This window comes from Borreliella valaisiana VS116, assembly GCF_000170955.2.
GTDB classification, from domain to species: Bacteria; Spirochaetota; Spirochaetia; order Borreliales; family Borreliaceae; genus Borreliella; species Borreliella valaisiana.
In genome coordinates, this window is sequence record NC_012185.1 from 1 (window position 1) to 19432 (window position 19432).

17 protein-coding genes and 2 pseudogenes are annotated in these 19432 nt (G+C 24.3%); 8 read left to right on the top strand and 11 right to left on the bottom strand.

The features are described 5' to 3' along the window. Positions 1-190: 190 nt before the first annotated feature. Together BVAVS116_RS06500 and BVAVS116_RS06725 are read left to right on the top strand one after the other, a co-directional pair. Positions 191-1375 (top strand): variable large family protein, encoded by a 1185-nt coding sequence (locus BVAVS116_RS06500; protein ID WP_015899213.1) that lies wholly within the window; start codon positions 191-193, stop codon positions 1373-1375. 384 nt (positions 1376-1759) lie between these two features. Then, positions 1760-1840 (top strand): annotated as a pseudogene (locus tag BVAVS116_RS06725) (transposase); the annotation flags it as partial. 1296 nt (positions 1841-3136) lie between these two features. Here the strand turns inward: BVAVS116_RS06725 and BVAVS116_RS06730 are convergent. Continuing rightward, on the bottom strand, positions 3137-3295 hold the full coding sequence (locus tag BVAVS116_RS06730) for a CobQ/CobB/MinD/ParA nucleotide binding domain-containing protein (RefSeq protein WP_015899214.1): 159 nt from the start codon (positions 3293-3295) through the stop codon (positions 3137-3139). Positions 3296-3619: 324 nt separating this feature from the next. Continuing rightward, positions 3620-3724 (bottom strand): hypothetical protein, encoded by a 105-nt coding sequence (locus tag BVAVS116_RS06925; RefSeq protein WP_158309992.1) that lies wholly within the window; start codon positions 3722-3724, stop codon positions 3620-3622. Between the two features lie 622 nt (positions 3725-4346). Between BVAVS116_RS06925 and BVAVS116_RS05500 the strand changes: the two genes are divergently transcribed. Then, positions 4347-4610, top strand: a complete 264-nt coding sequence (locus tag BVAVS116_RS05500) for a hypothetical protein (protein WP_148271175.1) — start codon at positions 4347-4349, stop codon at positions 4608-4610. A gap of 411 nt (positions 4611-5021) precedes the next feature. Here BVAVS116_RS05500 and BVAVS116_RS06550 read toward each other — a convergent pair whose 3' ends face one another. Next, on the bottom strand, positions 5022-5186 hold the full coding sequence (locus BVAVS116_RS06550; protein ID WP_015899216.1) for a hypothetical protein: 165 nt from the start codon (positions 5184-5186) through the stop codon (positions 5022-5024). Positions 5187-5858: 672 nt separating this feature from the next. Between BVAVS116_RS06550 and BVAVS116_RS05505 the strand changes: the two genes are divergently transcribed. Beyond that, on the top strand, positions 5859-6677 hold the full coding sequence (locus BVAVS116_RS05505) for a virulence associated lipoprotein (RefSeq protein ID WP_015899218.1): 819 nt from the start codon (positions 5859-5861) through the stop codon (positions 6675-6677). Between the two features lie 691 nt (positions 6678-7368). Here BVAVS116_RS05505 and bdr (BVAVS116_RS06930) read toward each other — a convergent pair. The 5 genes from bdr (BVAVS116_RS06930) to BVAVS116_RS05525 are packed head-to-tail and all read right to left on the bottom strand — an operon-like array spanning position 7369 to position 9730. After that, the gene (bdr, locus tag BVAVS116_RS06930) at positions 7369-7500 is read right to left on the bottom strand and encodes a Bdr family repetitive protein (protein WP_407637029.1); all 132 of its coding nucleotides are present in this window, start codon (positions 7498-7500) and stop codon (positions 7369-7371) included. 38 nt (positions 7501-7538) lie between these two features. Then, complete coding sequence (locus BVAVS116_RS05510) at positions 7539-8108, bottom strand: chromosome replication/partitioning protein (RefSeq protein ID WP_015899219.1); 570 nt, start codon at positions 8106-8108, stop codon at positions 7539-7541. A 58-nt stretch (positions 8109-8166) separates the two neighbouring features. Then, entirely contained in the window at positions 8167-8898 is a 732-nt protein-coding gene (locus BVAVS116_RS05515; protein ID WP_040351405.1) for a ParA family protein, read from the bottom strand. Next, positions 8861-9448 (bottom strand): DUF226 domain-containing protein, encoded by a 588-nt coding sequence (locus BVAVS116_RS05520; protein ID WP_015899221.1) that lies wholly within the window; start codon positions 9446-9448, stop codon positions 8861-8863. Before BVAVS116_RS05520 ends, BVAVS116_RS05515 begins: the two co-directional genes overlap by 38 nt. Positions 9449-9457: 9 nt before the next feature. Beyond that, positions 9458-9730 (bottom strand): hypothetical protein, encoded by a 273-nt coding sequence (locus tag BVAVS116_RS05525; protein ID WP_015899222.1) that lies wholly within the window; start codon positions 9728-9730, stop codon positions 9458-9460. Positions 9731-12048: 2318 nt separating this feature from the next. On the opposite strand from BVAVS116_RS05525, the gene BVAVS116_RS06880 reads away from it, so the two are divergent. Together BVAVS116_RS06880 and BVAVS116_RS06885 are read left to right on the top strand one after the other, a co-directional pair. Continuing rightward, positions 12049-12261 (top strand): hypothetical protein, encoded by a 213-nt coding sequence (locus BVAVS116_RS06880; protein ID WP_015899225.1) that lies wholly within the window; start codon positions 12049-12051, stop codon positions 12259-12261. Positions 12262-12446: 185 nt separating this feature from the next. After that, a complete protein-coding gene (locus BVAVS116_RS06885) occupies positions 12447-12689 on the top strand; it encodes a virulence associated lipoprotein (protein ID WP_234925303.1) in 243 nt (80 codons plus the stop codon). A gap of 113 nt (positions 12690-12802) precedes the next feature. Here BVAVS116_RS06885 and BVAVS116_RS05535 read toward each other — a convergent pair whose 3' ends face one another. Beyond that, a complete protein-coding gene (locus BVAVS116_RS05535) occupies positions 12803-13597 on the bottom strand; it encodes a 5'-methylthioadenosine/adenosylhomocysteine nucleosidase (protein WP_015899227.1) in 795 nt (264 codons plus the stop codon). Between the two features lie 463 nt (positions 13598-14060). Between BVAVS116_RS05535 and bdr (BVAVS116_RS05540) the strand changes: the two are divergent. Beyond that, positions 14061-14488: pseudogene (gene bdr / locus BVAVS116_RS05540) on the top strand (Bdr family repetitive protein). A gap of 1061 nt (positions 14489-15549) precedes the next feature. Here bdr (BVAVS116_RS05540) and BVAVS116_RS06170 read toward each other — a convergent pair. Further along, positions 15550-15855, bottom strand: coding sequence for a hypothetical protein (locus BVAVS116_RS06170; protein WP_015899232.1), 306 nt, complete (start codon positions 15853-15855; stop codon positions 15550-15552). 779 nt (positions 15856-16634) lie between these two features. Then, on the bottom strand, positions 16635-17090 hold the full coding sequence (locus BVAVS116_RS05550) for a hypothetical protein (RefSeq protein ID WP_015899234.1): 456 nt from the start codon (positions 17088-17090) through the stop codon (positions 16635-16637). A 402-nt stretch (positions 17091-17492) separates the two neighbouring features. Between BVAVS116_RS05550 and BVAVS116_RS05555 the strand changes: the two genes are divergently transcribed. Next, positions 17493-18671, top strand: coding sequence for an MFS transporter (locus BVAVS116_RS05555; RefSeq protein WP_040351413.1), 1179 nt, complete (start codon positions 17493-17495; stop codon positions 18669-18671). The last annotated feature ends 761 nt before the right edge of the window (positions 18672-19432 follow it).

The window sequence follows — 19432 nt, forward strand, 5'->3', positions numbered from 1 at the left end:
CTAAAAAGGAGAAATAAAAAAATATACTTTTCTAAAGTAAGCGTTTACATGTGTAACTTGTTTATTTATATTCTTTTCTCTTAAAGAGTTCTTAAATTATTATGTATGTCTTTTATATAGCCAATAAACTTGCTAAATCACCAATTTTAAGTTAAGATGATATTCTCATACTTTTTATTAAGGAGACTATATGAAAAAAATATCAAGTGCAATTTTTACAATAGTTTTTCTTGTTTTTATCAATTGTAAAAGCGATACTAGAAAAGCTATTAATTCAATCCAAACCCCAAAATTTACCTCCTTTGATGGGTTGATTGATGGCTTTCCAAGCCTTAACCCAAACCCAAAAAAATCTGAGGTAAAAAATTATTTTAATAGCATGGCTAAAACATTAAATAAAGCCAAAGATAAATTTGCTAAATTAATTAGTGAAGAAAGTGTTAAGACAACAGAAGGAAAGAATACTAATACAGCCAAAGAAGATAATAGCACAGTAAACCCTGTTGATGATGAAATAAGTAAAATTAACGATATGATAGGGAAAATGATAAATGCTGCTAATACTATTGTGGAGACTGTAGCCGAAACTGCAACTGAAGCTATGGGAGAAGTTGTCGAGGTTAAGAGTAGTGGTAATGTAGCAACCAAAGCCGATGTAAAAAGTGTTGTCGAGATTGCTAAAGGAATAAAGAAAATTGTTGAGGCGGCCGGTATTGCTGATGAATTAAAAGCTGAAGGCGATAAAGCTACAAAGTCAAGCATCGACAGTAACAATAAGGAAGCGGGTAAGATGTTCTCTGGAAAACAGGGTGATCCGGGTGGTAAAGTTTTTGATGACAATGTTCCACCTGGTGAGATTGGAGGTGGAGCTAATCCAGAGGATATTAAGAAGGCTGCTGAGGCTGTTAAAAATGCTAGTGGGGAGCAGATATTAGGAGCCATTATTGCTGCTGCTAAGGCTATTGAAAGTGGTGGTGAGGCGCCAGAGGGAAAGAATGCTGATAACGCTACAAATCCGATTGAAGCTGCCATTGGGGGAGATGACAATTCAGATGCTACTGCATTCACGGGCAATATGGAAAAAGATACTCAGATTGCTGCTGCTATTGTTTTAAGGGGAATGGCTAAAGACGGAAAGTTTGCTGTGAAAATGGGTCGAAAACCAAGTGGTGATGGTGATACTATCAGAGCTCTTGTTAAAAATGCTGCCAATAAAACTGTTGATGCTTTATCTCAGTTGGTACTAAAAGCTATTAATGAAAGCTTAACAAAAATAGCTAAGACTATTAAGGCTAAAGGAGAAGCAGTAAACTCGGCAGTCAATTTTAATTCTCCTAGTGTTAAATTTGCAGAAAAGCATCTTGAGAACAAGTAAACTTTTGGTTTTGTAAGTAAATTGAAATTTAGGTTTATTATTGGATCAAGATTTAGGCAGTTTATTATTACTAACTTTTGTGTATAGTTTAGGACTATCAACTATGCTTTTCATAATTAATTATTATATATATAGTGCTATATAAAATAGCACTATATCTCCTTCTTTTAAATTAGCAACGCTTTATTAGATCTTTTCGATTAACAGTTAAATACCTTATTAACATTTACTATATTTCTAGTCTAGAAGGTAAGGTGACACTATAAATAAAAGTCTAACATTAAATAATTATAAATTAATAATATTTATCAAAAAATATTCCACCTATAATTTCTATTAAATTTGGGTGAGGATGAATTTATAAAATAAATTAAAATATAATACAATAGGGCTAAATTTAGATTAATAGTTGCTAAGCTACATAAAAAAATCTCAAATCAAAGAAAATACTTTTTGCATAAATTAGATGTGGCTAAACTTTTATATATTTAAATAACAACTAGTAAAACATTTTATTAATTGTTATTTTTTGCAAATTATTATGAATACAAAAACGTTAACTGCTAGAATTTGTTATTGAAAAAGTAAAATAATTCTCCACTCACAATTTAATTATAATCGCTTCTAAATTTAGATAGAAATGATTTTACACGACAATAATGTTAATAAATTAAAACACCTTCGGCCACTTTCTACATTAGTAGATCATTTATCTTAATCTTATAATTAATTAGTACTACATATATCAAAAATATCAAATGGCAATACTCACAACAATTGCATGTTCCTTGTATTTATGCTTGCAAATAATGTTTGAAAAAGACTTGCTATAATAAAAATAAACATTTTTATTATAGTCTGCAACATCACTATTTATATAATTAAAATCACTATTCTTAATCTCTAAAAGCTTTACAATCACACCACTATTAACAAATTATCTATCAATTATTAAGCTCTACTAAAGTTTATGACTTTACCCATTTTTTTAAAAAAACTATATTTGTCAACATCATTGGCATTATTGATTTTTATGTAAAACAGCAATATTATCACCTAATTCTTTAATAAACTCTCTAAATCATAAACTTCTTAAATCTTTGATCTTAAGTATATATAAAATTCCTTTAAAGGACATGCTCACTTTAAAATATTAAGCGCTCGTCTAGCTATTAACTCTTCAAACACATTAAACCAATCAAAATATTGTCCACCTTGCTGCACCATATTTATTAAGCTTGTTGATTTACAAACTAAAATCTATTACAATCAAACTTAAAAACATTTTATATTACTTATTTTTGACAATCTCTTTTCTATTTTATTAAATTTACTTTTTTCTTTGATAATATTGAATCACATCCAATAAAATTTTATTACTTGATAAACAACATTTTAGGATCCCTATTTAATTTTTTATTTTTATCTATATTTTCAATTTGATATTATTTTTTAATTGCGTAATTAATTGTTCAAATTCTGTTTTGATTTGATTCTTATTACTTTGATCAAGAATATAATTTAAATTATTTTCTGAAATTCTTTTGCTAATTTTTAAAATTAATGCTTTTTTGACCCATATCCTCCCCTATTTCCAATAAGTCCGGTGTGCCGAACTTATTAAAGTTGTCAATTCTTACAATTTTCCTAAAAAAGTTTCAAATGGTTTTTAATTTTTTTTAAAAAGATTGTATTAAAAAAAATTAAATTTTTCGTCGCTCCTTATTCTTTTATTTAAATCTTTCCTTTCGCTTATAAATCCTAAAACTCATTTTTAATACTTATTATTTCCATTAATTTTACTTGTGGATAGTATTTTTTAAACCTTGTTATAAAAATAAACACTGGTATTCCAGCTACTTCTTTTATAAATCTTTTTAATGTTTCAAATCCTTCAACAACCCATTTTTCTGCCGTCATTAAAAATATTACATAATGACTACTAATTACTAAGTATCAATTCTATATTATTGTCAACACTGATAATGCTTTTATTAAAATCTATACTATCTTTTATAACATTTCCTATATTTATGAGAAATATTAAAATTTTGTGTTTCTAATTCATTATAATAATAACTTTTAGTAGCGACCTAATCATCTGTATAGATTAAAAGTAACTTGCGCTTTTATGACAAATAAATTTAGAAGTATTATTGGTTATACTTTGACCAACGCCACCTTTAAGAATTGCAATTGTTATTATTTGGGATTTTTATATTCATCTTATAAGCATTCTTTATGCTAGATGTTTTTATCATAAAATTCGAATACATGTTTTTCTAATTTTGTAATTATATCAATATATGTTATTTTATAAGAAACACTTGTTTTCCCCTTTTTAAACAAACTAAATAGCCCCTTAAAGTATGAGAAAGTCTCTCTTTCTTTTAAAATCTAAATTCAATGTAATATACTTATAATAATCTATATGATTTTGTAGCTCAATTCATTTTTTCATAAAGTATAAAAAAATGAATTGATTTTAATTCTAAGTTAAGCTATACTACAATTAGTGTAGGAAAATATTTTCATATTGACTACCTATTTATTTTTGATCATCTTATGAGAGGCAAGCAGGGCTTATATAAGTTCTTTAATAAAAAAATTTATATAAGCCCTGAGCTTTTTATAAAAAAAATAAATTAAGGAATAAAAATATGAAAAATGTGTTTATTAAAACAAATATCAATTTGTATCTAAAAACCATCCAACAAAGCAAATTTGAAATTTTAAAATCTTTTATGAGTTTATAAAAAAAATAAAGGGTATTGGAAAAAATTCTAAAGGATATGGATATAAGTATTATAATTTTAATGGAATGGCAATTGAAGTTAAAAATGTTTATTGATAAGTAAAATTCAGATATTAAATTTACTTAATCTATAACTTTTACTATTATTCAGGGTTAAACAATTTACGTTATTATAACCCAATCTTTATAAACGGTGTTTATTGTACGGCAGTTGTTGTGTTAATGCTTACAAAAAACAACAAAAATAATTCTAAAAATGTAGATTTATTAGATCAATTATTTAGTTATAGGGCTACTTACATAAAAAGGGAAGCTTTAATTGTATACCTTAACATAAAAAGTAAAGTGAATATGATGAATCACTTATTTATAATGAATTATGCAAAGTTAGATCCTTTATTTAGTCGCGCAATACCTGTTAATAAAGATCTAAAAAAAGACTATAATAAAAATCAAAAAAAGATAGGATTTTTATTATAGTGCTTAAAGAGACCATTTAATATAAATTAAATAAACGACCTTAGTAACTAAAGGCAGTATAAATTTAATTATTTAAGCAATAGAGTCTACAATGGAATAGATTTAAGGAAACATTTTTATTCTCTATAAAAATATATTTTTTTAGCTAAGCTAATTTGTTAAACCTATTATTTAAAATTTTTATAATTTATTATTCTGTAAAGAATAGGATGTTATTAATAAGAAAGCTCTTATTTAAAGAATAATATCATAAAAAAACAATACTTGATACTTTTATACTTCTGCTTTGAATTTTCTATTTTCTTTTAACGTTTTTTCAAAACTATTATTTAATTTATTACTTTTACTTATTCATCGAATATAATTTTTTTCTCCACCAAAAACAACATTACTCCTACAAATAAAATCAACTTACAAAACTAAAGAATGATGGGTTTTAAAAAATATGTATTTTATTTCTTTCTTCATTTCGGCATATTGTTGATCAATATTGGTTCCAAACATATCAGCATTATTCTCAATTCTTCTTTCCCTTAGAATACCTAAATATTTGGAGAATATAATTCCACGATACATTAATACAACCAATAAACTTTACCTTTAATTGATTATTCTGCCTATTTGTTATCTTATTAAAGAACTTAAAGTTTAATAAGTTTTATTTAAAAAATCGTTCTAGAACAAATAAACATAATACACAAATGTATAGATCCTTTATCCTTTCTTTAAGAAGTGTATAATAATAAATTATTATATTAATTTATGAAAATTAAATCTTCAAAGAAATTATTTATAAAACTAATTTATAAATAATTTCATCTGCTATTCTTAATTTTTTTGCAATATTACAATTAAAAGAAAAATAACAAAAAGAAGTATAGATAATAAAAATCACTGTGTGATCAATCTTTTTTACTTCATAAAAACCTACTATAAATACTTTAAATACTTTAAAAAAATCCTTTACAACTTTAAAGTTTTTAAATCTTCAAAACAACACATATTAATAATCTATTCATAAATGAAACATACTATTTTTGAAATAAGCAAATTTGGCAAAAATCAATCAAGAATATATAAAATAGATTTTTAAAAGAGCTCAACATGCTATAAAACTTTTGTCAATAAAAATATTATTATGATATTTTCAATAATTAATATTTAATTTTATTAATTAAATATTAATTATTGAAAATAATTGAATATTTAATTATACTAAAGATTAAATGACATTCAAGGAGAATATTTATGAAATATCTTGTAATTATAAATGTATTCTTTTTGCTATTTTTAGCTTGCAACCCAGATTTTGACATTAATAAAAAAAATATCAAGCCTCCATCTAGTAAAAAGACATTAAAACCTAAAACAGAAATGAACTCTAAAAAAGAAGAGGACCTCCCAATTAAAGACACATTAAAGCCTAGCAAAGAAGTAGACCCTAAACAAGAAGAAGACCCAGATAAAAAAATAAAAAATACGCTACTTAATAGTTTAAGAAGCTTGATAGAAGTAGCGAATGCACATAAAGAAAAGTATAAAAAAGTAATGGAAGAAGAGCCTGATGATCAATATGGAATGGATTTCAAATCAATGAGGTGGAGCTCTGGCGATCCAGAACCGATATCCGGCAATTCTAAAAAAGCTAAAATGTATAGAAGACATACTTATACTCTTTTAAGTGCTATTGATACGAAGGACTTAAAAGAATTTTCAGATATTATAACGCTGGCGGGCTTCAAGGTAAATACGTTCAACATCTTTGGCTCTATTGGATATGTTCTTGACATAGTTACTGATCATTTATACCCCAAAAAAGATACTCTAGATAAACTAGATACTTCAGATTTAGAAAAGCTTAAACAATCACTGGAAAAAGTATTATCTATCATAAAAATAGTCTCAGAAGAATCAAAACAACTTTTATTAGATTATCAAAGTGATAAGAATTCTATAAAAACAGATGAGTCTAAGCTTAAATCTTATTTAAATACACTTAACAGTCAAACTAGAAAAAAAGTTACAGAAGCAGAAAATCTACAAAATGTCATATTATCAATACGCTGATCATCAGTCTACATGAATTCATAATAATATTTAAAATTTACATTCACCTAAATTTAAAAGTTTTTGCAATTAAATTATAAATAAAGTATTATTTTATTTATTCGATAAAAATTATTTTTTTAATTAAACTAACATGTTTTTATCTTTTTGACATAATGATTAATAAAGAAAAAAACAAATCTAAAATTTTGTCTTGTGTTTTATAATTAACACATTGAAATACTTAGCCGCCAATTGTTTGTTTTTTTAGTTTGATCTCTATTAGTCCTCAATAGTTATTGTGACTTTTTTTCCTTAAACTCCTTTAACCTCTCTTAAATCTTTTCTAATTTCTTTTTTCTTTTATCTAATATGTCAAATAACTAAAAACCCGATATCCAATGTCTAACTGATTTGTATATCCTCTTTTTATAAGTGAATGCAGAAGCTCTTAGCTGCAAAAAGTTAAAATGTAAAACACAATCTCTGTGGTAATAGACTTTCAAATAGTAAATTTTATGTTATTTTAATATTTTATTCTACACAAAAGCTACTTATCAAATAGCATATAAATGCTTTAAGAATTTTTGATTCTATTATCATAGAGTATATTATTTTATTTTCTATACTAAGTTTTTTTTAAATTATCTCATTTAACATTAAAAACCCCCATATCCTTTTTAAAAATCTTTTCTACATTAATTATTTTTTTTCAATTCTTCATTTTCTTTTTCTTTTTTAAAACTTTAAAGTTGGAATTGCCATTATGAAGTAGAATAAGATCTATTTGCTGCTCACTAAATTCTTTATCTATGAACTCAAATTTTATATTTTCTATTTTGATAAAAAATCAAAGATCAAATTGTTTATAAAACCTTCTTATTATTCTTTTAATTCTTTATATCTTTTTAAAAGTTTATTAAGAAAATCTTTTTGATTTTTAAAAATCTCATCCATCATAAAACTTGTGAACCTAGTATTACTTTTATAAAAGTCATAACTTTCTTGACTTTTAAGCTGAAATCTTAATGGTTTTATTGGATTTTGTTTTGATTTTTTTATTGCTCCGTTTGTTTTACTCTTAATATATCTTATAGAGGCTCTTATTCCATTATTGGTGATAAAGTTTTCTTCTAATAATCCTGTCTCAATCGCATTAGCTAACTTTATATATTCATAAGATTGGGTTTTTGCTAATTTAAAATCTGACAAAAAATTTTTAAAAGATTTATATCCTCCCTCTAAATAGAGTTTTTTGTCGCTTATTTTCTTAAGGATCTTCATAGTATCAATAATATTATATATTTCTGATTTGATATTATTTTTTAATTGCGTAATTAATTGTTCAAATTCTTCTTTTCTTTGATTTTCATTTCTGTGGTCAAGAATATAATTTAAATTATTTTCCGAAATTCTTTTATTAATTTTTAAAGTAATATTTTTTTTATCCATATTTTCTCCTTTATTTTTAATAAGTTCGGCATGCCGAACTTATTAGGTTCATTGATTCTTACGATTTCTCTAAAAAAGTTTCTAATATTTTTTTATATTCAACAATATAATCTTTTGTAAGATCAAATTTTTCATTACAGCCTATTCTTTTATTTAAATCTTCCCTTTCGCTTATATATCCTAAAAATCCATTTTTCATACTTACTATTTCCATTAATTGTTTATGTGTAACATTTTTTTTAAACCTTGTTATAACAATAAACACTGGTATTCCAGCTACTTCTTTTATAAATTTTCTTAATGTTTCAAATCCTTCAACAGCCCATTTTTCTGCCGTCATTGGAGATATTACATAATGACTACTAATTAGGGAACTTTTTAATGTAAAATTTCTTTTAGGATTGGTATCAATTATTACATAATCATATTTTTCTATTATAGAATTTAATTTTGTCTTTAATGAAAATTCAATAGATAGGTGTTTATTTTCATAATAATAATCTCCATTTAATTCATCAACTGTTATATAACTGGGTATCAAGTCTATATTATTATCAACGCTAATAATGCTTTTATTGATATCCATACTATCTTTTATAACATTCCCTATATTGATTTTAGAAACATCAAAATTTTGTGTTTCTAATTCATTATAATAATAACTTGTAGTAGCAGCCTGATCATCCGTATCGATTAAAAGTACTTTATACTTTTGTGATAATAAATTTGTAAGTATTATTGATGTTGTACTTTTACCAACACCGCCTTTTAGACTTGCAATTGTTATTATTTTTGGTTTTTTTTATCCATTTTACAAGTATTCCTTTTTCCGGGTATTTTTTACCATAAAATTCGTATACATGCTTTTCTAATTTTGTGAACATATTAATACATGCTATATTATAACTTGTGTTTGATTTTTCTTTTTTCAATAAACGAAATAATCCCTTAAAGTAGCAAAAAACACTTCCTTTTTTAAATCTAAATTCTATATAGTGTGCTTTTGACAATCCATATGATTTTGTAATTCCGTTTATTTCATATTTTACAAAAATGTTTTTTATTGGCTTTCTATATCCATAGTAAATACCTAAGAATTTATCCCCTTCTTTTATAGAATAAAGTCTAACTTCTTCGACTTTCATTTGATTGAATAAAGTTCTTAATGATATACGACATTCATTTCTTTTTTTATCAATTCCAAGTTTGTAAATATCCATCATTATTTTTGTATGATACATTGTTTTATCATTGTCTTTTTCAATCTTAATAAAACGATTTTTGTTTTTGCATTTAATTCTTGCTTTTTCTATTTGTATAGAGTTAAGAACACTTTTCATGTTTAATCCTTATATAACATCTTTGTTTAATGCTTTTTCGTTTAGAAGATTTTTTTCTTTTTTTATTGTTTCTAATAATTCATAGTAATAAGTACTAAATACATTATTGTATTTTAAGTTTTTTAAATCCCCTCTAATTAATGAAGCATAAGCAAAAAAGCCTTTATTTTCATCTTTAAAATTATAATTATCTAACCTTTTTCTAAATAAGATTTTATTTAGAAAAAGATTTTTAGATTTTGTATAACTTTCTTTTATCCTTGCTTCTGTATATTTATCCACGTACGAGTTTAAACTAAAACCCAATACAAAATAAAAAATAACAATAAACTTATTTTTTTCACATCACACTCCTTAGCTTTATTATTTGCCACTCAATCTTCACTGCTTGCATAATTTTTGCAAAAACTTATAAGTGCAAAACATCACAAATAATAAACATTTTTTTATTGATGATTATTCTCTCCTAGACTTCAAACATAAATCAAAGTCCTATATTTATAATTTCAAATAAGGAGAGAACCCGGTTTCACAAATTTAAGAAAATAAGGATGTTAAAGCAAGATGCCGACATTATATTTTTACAACAAGAGAGTGAGGAATATAAAGAAAATAATAATACTTAAGTGATGGTGCGGCCAAATTAAATGCGATAGTTACTAAAAATAAAAATGGGGCTACTGGTACTACAACTATAGATTTTATCCCTAAATTTACTAAATTAATATATATATATCTGGATTTAAGTTAATAAACTTTTATAAGACATTAATAGAAAGTGTATCTGATTTACTTTAAAAAATATAAATTTTAAAATATGCTTAAATTGGTTTGTGCTTTGCTATGTAATTAAAATGCAGCAAAACTATTTTTTATACTTCTAGCAACTTGTTATAAAACTATTATTAGAATTTCAAGTGTTCAAGAGCAAGTATACTATAGTACGACTCAAAAATGCAACTTACTAAAAATAAAAGGAATCTTATTCCGCAACATAGTAATCAAGCAAATATAGTCAACAAAAATAATCTCAGCATTGCCATTTTTTTTCATTCTCCTAGCTTGAGCTTTTAATTAACATATATCTGTGCTGAATGTCTTGCGTGTGTTTCGTAAATAGACAAATTATTAAGCTTAGAAAGTGATTCAATGTAAGTAACAAGCTAATTTTCATCTATCAAGCAGGGAAGCTATTAAGCCATGATATTTAAACATCGACATTAAGTAATATAAGTCTCTTTGTAATAGACTTGCTTAAAATTTTAAGTGTAAAAGATACAACACTTCGATATTTTGTTTTAAGGCATAGGTTATTTGCTATAGAGAGCGAAAGAATTTTTACTAACACTGGGCCACGTTCCGATTATATTACATATATTACAAAAAAATCTAATTTATTAAACTCTTGTATAATCCTATCAAGCCCCCTTAACCTACTTTTTATACAATCATTTTTTTTATAAAATTTTCATTTTAAATCTAATGATCAATATCTTTTAAAATATCACCTAAATGTACTAAATTTTTATTGTTACAATTTAATTCATATGATTCAACGTGGTGCAAATCTTAGTAAAAATACTTCTTTATAAATAGATAAAAATGATCCTGAAAATTTTTCTAATTCGCTTTGTTTAAATATTTCTAGCTTAGCAAAGCAAAAAGCTAATAAAAGCTAAAACTAGATGTAGAAGATGAATTTTTAAAAGAAAAAAATAAAAATAATCTTATTTTAGCTAGTCTTTATTCATTACCTAAAGAGATTGTGATATTTTACTTATTAACTTTAAGGCATTAAAAAACAAAAAGAAAAAAATTCTATTTCCAATTTAGTAAAAGAATATGAAAATTATTTAAGAGCAAATTTGAATTAATAATTTAAGTTTAATTTATTAAGTTAACAACTAAGTCAATAAATTAATTATTTTCAATCTATTTTCCAAATAATCTTATCCTTATTTAAAACCTTAAAAATAATAAAATGCGGCTTTAACTATTGCTCATTTAATGTTGCCATACCTTTTAAGGCCAAAACTCACTTCTTTTTCAACAAATCTATATCTAAACAACGACTACAAAAAAGTATTCTTAGCCAATCAAAGTATTTAACAAATAAATCAAAAGACAACTACCGGGTTCATGTAATATTAATTTATTTATAGAATGATTTTTATTTAGCTATTACTTAACAGAACAATTCTATAGTGCCTTAAAATGCTCTATAAATCATCTACAACTTCAAAGTTTTTAAATCTTTAAGACAATAATCATTAAAAATCCATTCATAAATAACATATACTGTTATTTATATAAATTTGATAAAAAATACATAAAAATAAATTTTAAAAAAAGCTTAAAATACTACAAAACTTATCACAATAAAAATATTATGATTATTCCAATAATTCAACATTGAACATAATATAATATAATGTAATGTAATGTAATGTAATGTAATGTAATGTAATGTAATGTAATGTAATGTAATATAATATAATATAATATAATATAATATAATATAATATAATATAATTGCAAGCATATTCGTTTTTCTATTTTTAACTGCTTGCAATCTAGATTTTAAAACCAATCAAAAAGATGTGAAGTCTTACTATAGTAAAAAGGGAGTAAAATCCAATAAAAAGAGATTAAAACCTAAAACAGAAGCAAACCAAAATCAAGAAGAAGACCAAACTCAAAAAATAAAAAACACGCTGCTTGATGATTTAAGAAATTTAATAGAAACAGCTAGCGCGAATAGAGAAAATCTATACAAAAAGCGAAAGAAGAACCTGCAGACCAATATGGAATAGCAGCTTTTAAAGAATTGTTTTGAGAACCAGACTCATCAAAAGAAACGGTATCAGATAATACCGAAAGATCTAAAAACTATAGAAAATCAACTTATTATACCTTAAATGATATTAATATTAGCAAATTAAAGACATTATAATGCTGTTTAGACAAACACAAGGCCTATTCAACACTCTTAGAGGATTTGGAGGGAGGAACCCTCTCTCTAGCGAGGATGTGGGCGTCCACTTATATCCTAAAAAAAGATACTTTAGACAAACTAGAGATTTCAAATTTAGAGAAGCTTAAAAATTCGTTTAAAGAATTACTATCTACAAAGGCAACCATCTCAGAAACGTTAAACAAACTTTTATTAGATTATCAAAATGATGAAAATTCTATAAAAACAGATAGCACTAAGCTTGAATCTCATGTAACCACACTTTAAAATCAAATTCTATAAAAAAACAAGAGAACAAAAAAGCTGAAAAGTGACATATTTTAAATACATAACCTTTAAGTTATGTATTTAAATTGTCATAATACAAAAAATTTTATTTATTAAAGAATTCTTAAAATTTCTTGTACAATTTTGGCTGAATTAATAGCGGCTAATTCATAAAATTTGTTATATTCAACTTCATTTTTTTCTTTATTTACAATGTCACATATAGACCTAATAACTATAAAGGGTACATTAAACATATGAGCAATATGCGCTACTGCTGCACCTTCCATTTCAACAGCTATAACATCGTTAAAGTTTCTTATAATTTTGTTTATATAAGTTGAGTCAATAAACTGATCTCCTGTTAATATCAGTCCTGAATATGCATTAAAACCTTCAAGCTTCAATTTAATGACTTTTGCAGCTTTATCAACCAAATTTTTGTTGGCACTAAATTTTTGGGGAAAGTCCATAATTTGCCCAACCTTGTGTCCAAATTTAGTCAAATCAACATCATGATATGCAATCTCCGAAGATATTACTATATCTCCTATTTTAATATCTTTATATTTATCACTAACAACACCCCCAGCAACTCCAGAATTAATTATATGGCTTATTTTGTATTTTGACAAAATATAGCTAGTCCATGAACCCGCATTAACTTTGCCAACCCCACAATTAATAGCTATAACATTTTGATTAGACAACTTTCCTTTTATAATCTTTTTATTAAGGCCATATTCTTTAAACACTATTTCTCGCTTATTAGAAATAAGCTTATTTATCTGTTCGAGCTCGTAGTCCATAGCAGTTACTATCAAAACATTATTGTTTTTAGAAAAAGCAATATGGCTATTTGAAAAAAACAATAAAAAAATAAAAAATTTTGTTAAAAATTTGTTCACAAAATCACACTCCTTATAGTAAAAAAATATTTACAATAAAATTATACAAGATTGACCATTAAATCTAAGCTACTTTAAGCAGAATTTACTAAAAAACAATACTTGAATTAACATTATTGGCATATTTTCTAAATTTGGATCCGAATTGATCCTATCCAGATTTATCAATATTAGAATAGTAACATCCTATAAATTCAATAAAACATAATACTAAACTACTTTTAGTTTATATCAAAAAAATATAAAACCCATAGCAAAAATATATATAATCGGCATTTGAAGTTAAAAATGTAAATTATAATAAGGTTTTACTTGTAAAAACTTATCCTTTATATGTAAAAATATTTAAAATCAACTAAAATAGTATTATAGGTTATAAAGGGAACTTATTATGAAACCATAGCTATCAAATATCTCAAATATAAGTGAAAAATAAATATATGACGAGTTCATTATATTAGGAATGGATCAAATAATCGCAAATGATTTATCCAAAAGATATTATCACAATGAATTTACATATAAAGATTTAGAAAATTTTAAAAAGCAATTTGGTATAAAGTTTGATAATCTTAGATTAAGATTGACGGTGTAGAGAAAAATTTACAAAAGTATATATTCAATTTAAATACTAAGATAGATAATGTAGAGAAAAATTTAAATACTAATACAGATACTGAAGAAAAGAATTTTAAAAAAGATATGTTTAATTTGGCACAAGATATAAAACAAAATCTTAATGAAAAACTAGAAATTCATGGAAAATTTTTATTAGAAAAGCTCAATATGGGCAATAAAATAATAACTATTGTGACAACAGTAGTAGCCCCCATTGCTATATCTAGCATAACAACCATTGTTCTATCACTAATTACTGAGTTCTTAAAATAGAGATCATAAAGAATCCTCGAAATATAATTTATCATTTGCCAATAACACCCTTAAAAACAAAAATTCACTAATAATTATTTATCCAATATTTAGTAGTATTAATTAGTTAATTAAACATTAATAATAAAAAAAGAGAGAAAAATGAGGATTATCAATATATTATTTTGTCTGTTTTTACTCATACTAAGCACCTTAAATTTTTAGGATAATAATACTTTTAAAAACAAAAATATTCAACACGCAAAAAGCAGAAAAGCGGTGTTTTTTAAGCTTATCAATTAATTATTTTAACAGAAATATAAATTAACGAATATAGTCCCCATACTATATCCTACACCACAATTCAATAGATTTTGTTACAAACAATAATATCTCATAATCTTACCAAACTGTTAATCGACAATGGACCTAAAAAATATTTTACACAAAAACACCAAAATCCTCTAATTTAGAAACTAATACTCTCTTTATATTTTAAAATTGTTGATAAACAGTAGACACAAAATCATCAAAATAATTGCACTTCCCACCACAAAAATAAAAAAGACCAAATAAAAATTAGAAAGTGTATCTTTTCTAAAAAAAATTATTACCACTCATTTTATATACCCCCCAAACGTCTTTTAAAAAACTAGCCATTGACATCAATTTACAAACTCAAACACAATAAAGCTAACTCTTTTCATTAAAGCAAAAAAGTTACAAATATATAATGTATAGGTTATTATTTGCACGCAAAACTAAATGTGGCTTGAGCTACTCATAGTAGCTCAAGCTTAACACAAAAGAAAACCCCATTGGATCGGCCGCCGGCTTAAAAAATTTTTTCATCACAACAATACTAAAAATACCGCACCACCAATAAAAAAACAAAAGTTAATAAAACTTTCCATTCATCTCAATAAAACAAACCAATTAAACTGAATTTGAAATTCAACCTAAAATTCAAAAAATTTCGCTAAACTTAACGCCTTGATAAAGCATTAAAAAATTAATAAAAAGTTAATATATTAAAATTGTAAATTCAGCTAGAGCTACTTATAGTAGGTACATTTTTTATATTACAAGCTGCTCGACTTAATGTGTCTAATATATTGATATTCAACTTCACTATTACTAATAATACTATTATTTTTAATAAGCTCACCACGCAAACCATTAAAATATGTCTCTACATTATTCATAAAAGTTTTAATACATTTTTCAACTTCAATTTTATTGATTAAATTCTTTAATGATACTTTTATTGAAGAGTTTTCACTATTAAATTTATCTACTGTCAATTTAAGATTATTAAAATTGGCCTGATTATTGTCATTACCATCATCTACTGATATATTTAACGACTCATCCAATAAATTTATCATTTGTAATCCATTTTCTAAATTAATCTTACCTTTATTATTCGCAAGCTCTTCAATACTTTTTATTTTTTCAAAATGTAAATTAAATAATTTAGATAAAATATTTATAACTTCGGTTAATTTATTTTTTATTAAGCTTAGTATTTTGTTTATTTAGCTCTTTTATGGCAATCAAAGATTCTCTTAATTTAGTCTATTTGTCTTTAATCAATATAAACTCAATGTACTTTGTAAGAGCATACTTTAGTATTATGTTTTCCAATCTGATCACTTTTAAATGTTTAATCTAAATTTTGTTCAATTTTCTTAACTTCAATATAACCCACTATATTTACATTATTTTTAACTAAATAGTCAGGGAATCTAAACCCTTCTTTACTTAGCTTGGATTCGTGCCGAATGCTGATACTTGAATTTTAATTAATTTTATTTAAAGCCATTAAGTAAATTTCTAAATTAGGTCTATCGGCACGCTCAGTTTTTACATCTTTTAAGGATTTTTTAAGATTATCTATATATTCTTTAAATATAGGATCTTTATTATTTTATTTATTTTTATAAGATAAAAGATATATGGCTTAACATTAAGTAAACTATACTTTAATTTTTAAGTACATTTCGTATAAAATAAATCATTTTGGGTTTTACTATTGAAATTTTAATACTTAATCTCACCAATCTGTGTTTAAAATTTCTAGCATTGCTTTTTTAAAAAAATATTCTTTACTACTAATATCATCACTGTAAAAATAAAATTCAACGTATAATTGACTCTTTATATGTTATAGTACTCGTTCTTGTTTTTGATTTAAATTAGAGAGATCTTTAAAATTTAATGATGAAAAGCTTACAAGTGTACCGTAATTAATAGCTTTGAGCATGATATGTAATTGTTGAAGGAATTTTTTCATTTTGTCATTTCCAAGTTGAGCAAATGACTCTTCTACTATACTGTCATCATAATCACAGCTAAGTCCTTGATTAAGCTTATTTTGCAGGTTAAGATCTTTGTTATTTTTCTTTAAATCTTCTAAAAAACTTTTACTTGCTTGCTCTAAATCTTTTGAATATTGCTTATTTTGAACCAAGTCCTTAAAGAATGCGAGAGCTTGTTTTTGATTACTGTCAAGATTACTAATAATATTGTTTTTCTGATCTGAATTTTTGTTTTTATTGAATAAATTGCAGATTACAAGGTTCAATAATAAAAAAATTAGATATTTTTTAATATAACACAATTTTATCTCCTTTTAAATTTCAATAAAAACCGAAATTTATTTCTCTTTATAATAAATACTAAATCAAGTATTTATATAACACATACTTTTAAAGTATTTTGCGTGTTGAGACATTATATAAAAAAGTAAAAATTAAATTAACTGCTTTGTATAAGCTGTATAAGCTGGTTATGCTTTAATAACCTAGAATTTTGTAACTAAATTTACCAAATTTATAAAATAATAATTCCATAGAAGCAATTTTTACTTATTAATTAACTTAAAATATGGGGTTTGTTTTAGAAATAAAAATTTCTATATTTAGAAGACAGAAATGAAAAAATAACGAATTGATATTAGTAATCATAATTATTCATTTTATTGATATTTAAAAAAACAAATTCTTTAAATATAATAAGACTTGTGATAGAAAGGAAACATCAAAGATATTATTTTTATTCGTTATTTTTGTCAGAACTTGCAAGAACATTGCCCCATGCGGTACTAACTATTATTTTAATAAACAAAGGCTTATCACTAAAAAATATTGCTATAGTACAAATTTGCTATATGGCAGCAATTATTATTTTTGAATTTCCATCAGGTATAATATCAGATATTTTTGATAGAAAAACTGTTTACTTAGTATCAATTTTTCTACTAATGATTTCTTATTTTATTATTTTTAAAACTTCTTCATTCGTGCTTCTTTGTATTTCATGGTTTATATATGGGATGTCAGCTGCCATTAACACCGGTACAATCGATATAAGTTTTACTAAACTATACCAAAATAATTCAAAAAAGCTAAAAGCTTTTATATCATTTGTAAAAATACTACTAAGCATTAGCGCTATTTTAGGTGGGTACATTGGAAGTGTACTATATTCGTATATCAATATCAGATTGTATCTTATTTCATTATTAATATATTTAATATCTTCTTTAATTACAATTTTTTTTATACCAAATGATAAAAATATTGATCACAAGCTCAATAAAGAAGATTTAATCTTATATCTTATAAAGTTTAAGAAAAAAATAATAAAATTATTAAAATCTAAAGAACTTTTAGAGTTATTTATTTTAAATAGCGCTATTCAATTTTTTTATCAACCTTTTTATTTATACTGGCAAGCAATTTTTATTGATAAAAATATATCTATTAGTATATTTGGATTCGTATATGTACTATTTCGCTTATCAGATATTGTAGGGGTATGGACATTTAAAAAAATTAAACATTCAAAATATGATATTTATGTTATTTTAACTATAATATTTTTATTATCAAGTTCTATAAAAATAGTTTCACATATTTACATATTTATTACTATCATGATATTTTTAGTAATTTTAATTTCTATTTATTCTAATAATTTGGAATTCTTTTTAAGAAAAAATATAGATTCAAAGGTTTTAGGAACTATAACTTCTATTAATAGTACAATATCTCGTATATTTTCATTTTTAGCGTTAGCTATATGTTCAGTTTTAACTAATTTTACAAGTGCTATAAATACATTTGTTTTATTAATACTTATTTTTTGTACATTATCTATTGCTGTGACATATAAATTTAAAAATAATAGAAAAAGCTGATATATATAATCTAAAAAACCTCAAAAGATGTAAAAACTGAACATATCGATAGGCCTAATTTAGAAATTTACTTAATGGCTTTAAATAAAATTAATTAAAATTCAAGTATCAGCATTCGGCACGAATCCAAGCTAAGTAAAGAAGGGTTTAGATTCCCTGACTATTTAGTTAAAACTAATGGAAGTATAGTAGGTTATATTGAAGTTAAGAAAATTGAAAAAACTTAGTTAAATCTGATCTTGAAAAACTAAAATTTACTGTTAATGATACTAAAATAAATAATGCTATGGATGTTTTTATAAATTTTTTAGTGTTATGCCTCAGCAAATTAAAAACATAAAAGAGATTGCTGGTTTTCCTTTATATAGAACAAGGGTAATAAAAGAATTGATAAAAAGAAATTAGAGCTAAGTGCATCTTATTAAAAAAGATGTACTTTGACTGCAACTTATAACGTACTCTAAAAAAATAAGTACAATAATAACTTTTACATCAATGAGTATTCTAACTTAATTGCTCAAACTATTACTTATGGGACTATTCATTGTTAGCTTTAATAATAAAAGTGAGAGGGGGAATAAAAGTCACGGGTTTTATTACTTCCTTTTACCTTCTAAATAGAAACACTTTAAGAAGAAAAATAAAGATGGGAATGTAAAAATAAAATACTGTAGAAGTTAGTGATATTAGGAATGATTTAGAAAAGAAAGATTAAAAAGTTATTTAAAAGAAATTAAAAAATATCTTAAAAATCTTGAAAA

Excerpts from the sequence above, each read along its gene's own strand:
- BVAVS116_RS06550 (WP_015899216.1), bottom strand. The coding sequence starts at position 5,186 with ATGTATCGTGGAATTATATTCTCCAAATATTTAGGTATTCTAAGGGAA.
- BVAVS116_RS05510 (WP_015899219.1), bottom strand. The coding sequence starts at position 8,108 with ATGGATAAAAAAAATATTACTTTAAAAATTAATAAAAGAATTTCGGAA.
- BVAVS116_RS06730 (WP_015899214.1), bottom strand. The coding sequence starts at position 3,295 with ATGACGGCAGAAAAATGGGTTGTTGAAGGATTTGAAACATTAAAAAGA.
- BVAVS116_RS05505 (WP_015899218.1), top strand. The coding sequence starts at position 5,859 with ATGAAATATCTTGTAATTATAAATGTATTCTTTTTGCTATTTTTAGCT.
- BVAVS116_RS06170 (WP_015899232.1), bottom strand. The coding sequence starts at position 15,855 with ATGATAAATTTATTGGATGAGTCGTTAAATATATCAGTAGATGATGGT.
- BVAVS116_RS05520 (WP_015899221.1), bottom strand. The coding sequence starts at position 9,448 with ATGAAAAGTGTTCTTAACTCTATACAAATAGAAAAAGCAAGAATTAAA.
- BVAVS116_RS06500 (WP_015899213.1), top strand. The coding sequence starts at position 191 with ATGAAAAAAATATCAAGTGCAATTTTTACAATAGTTTTTCTTGTTTTT.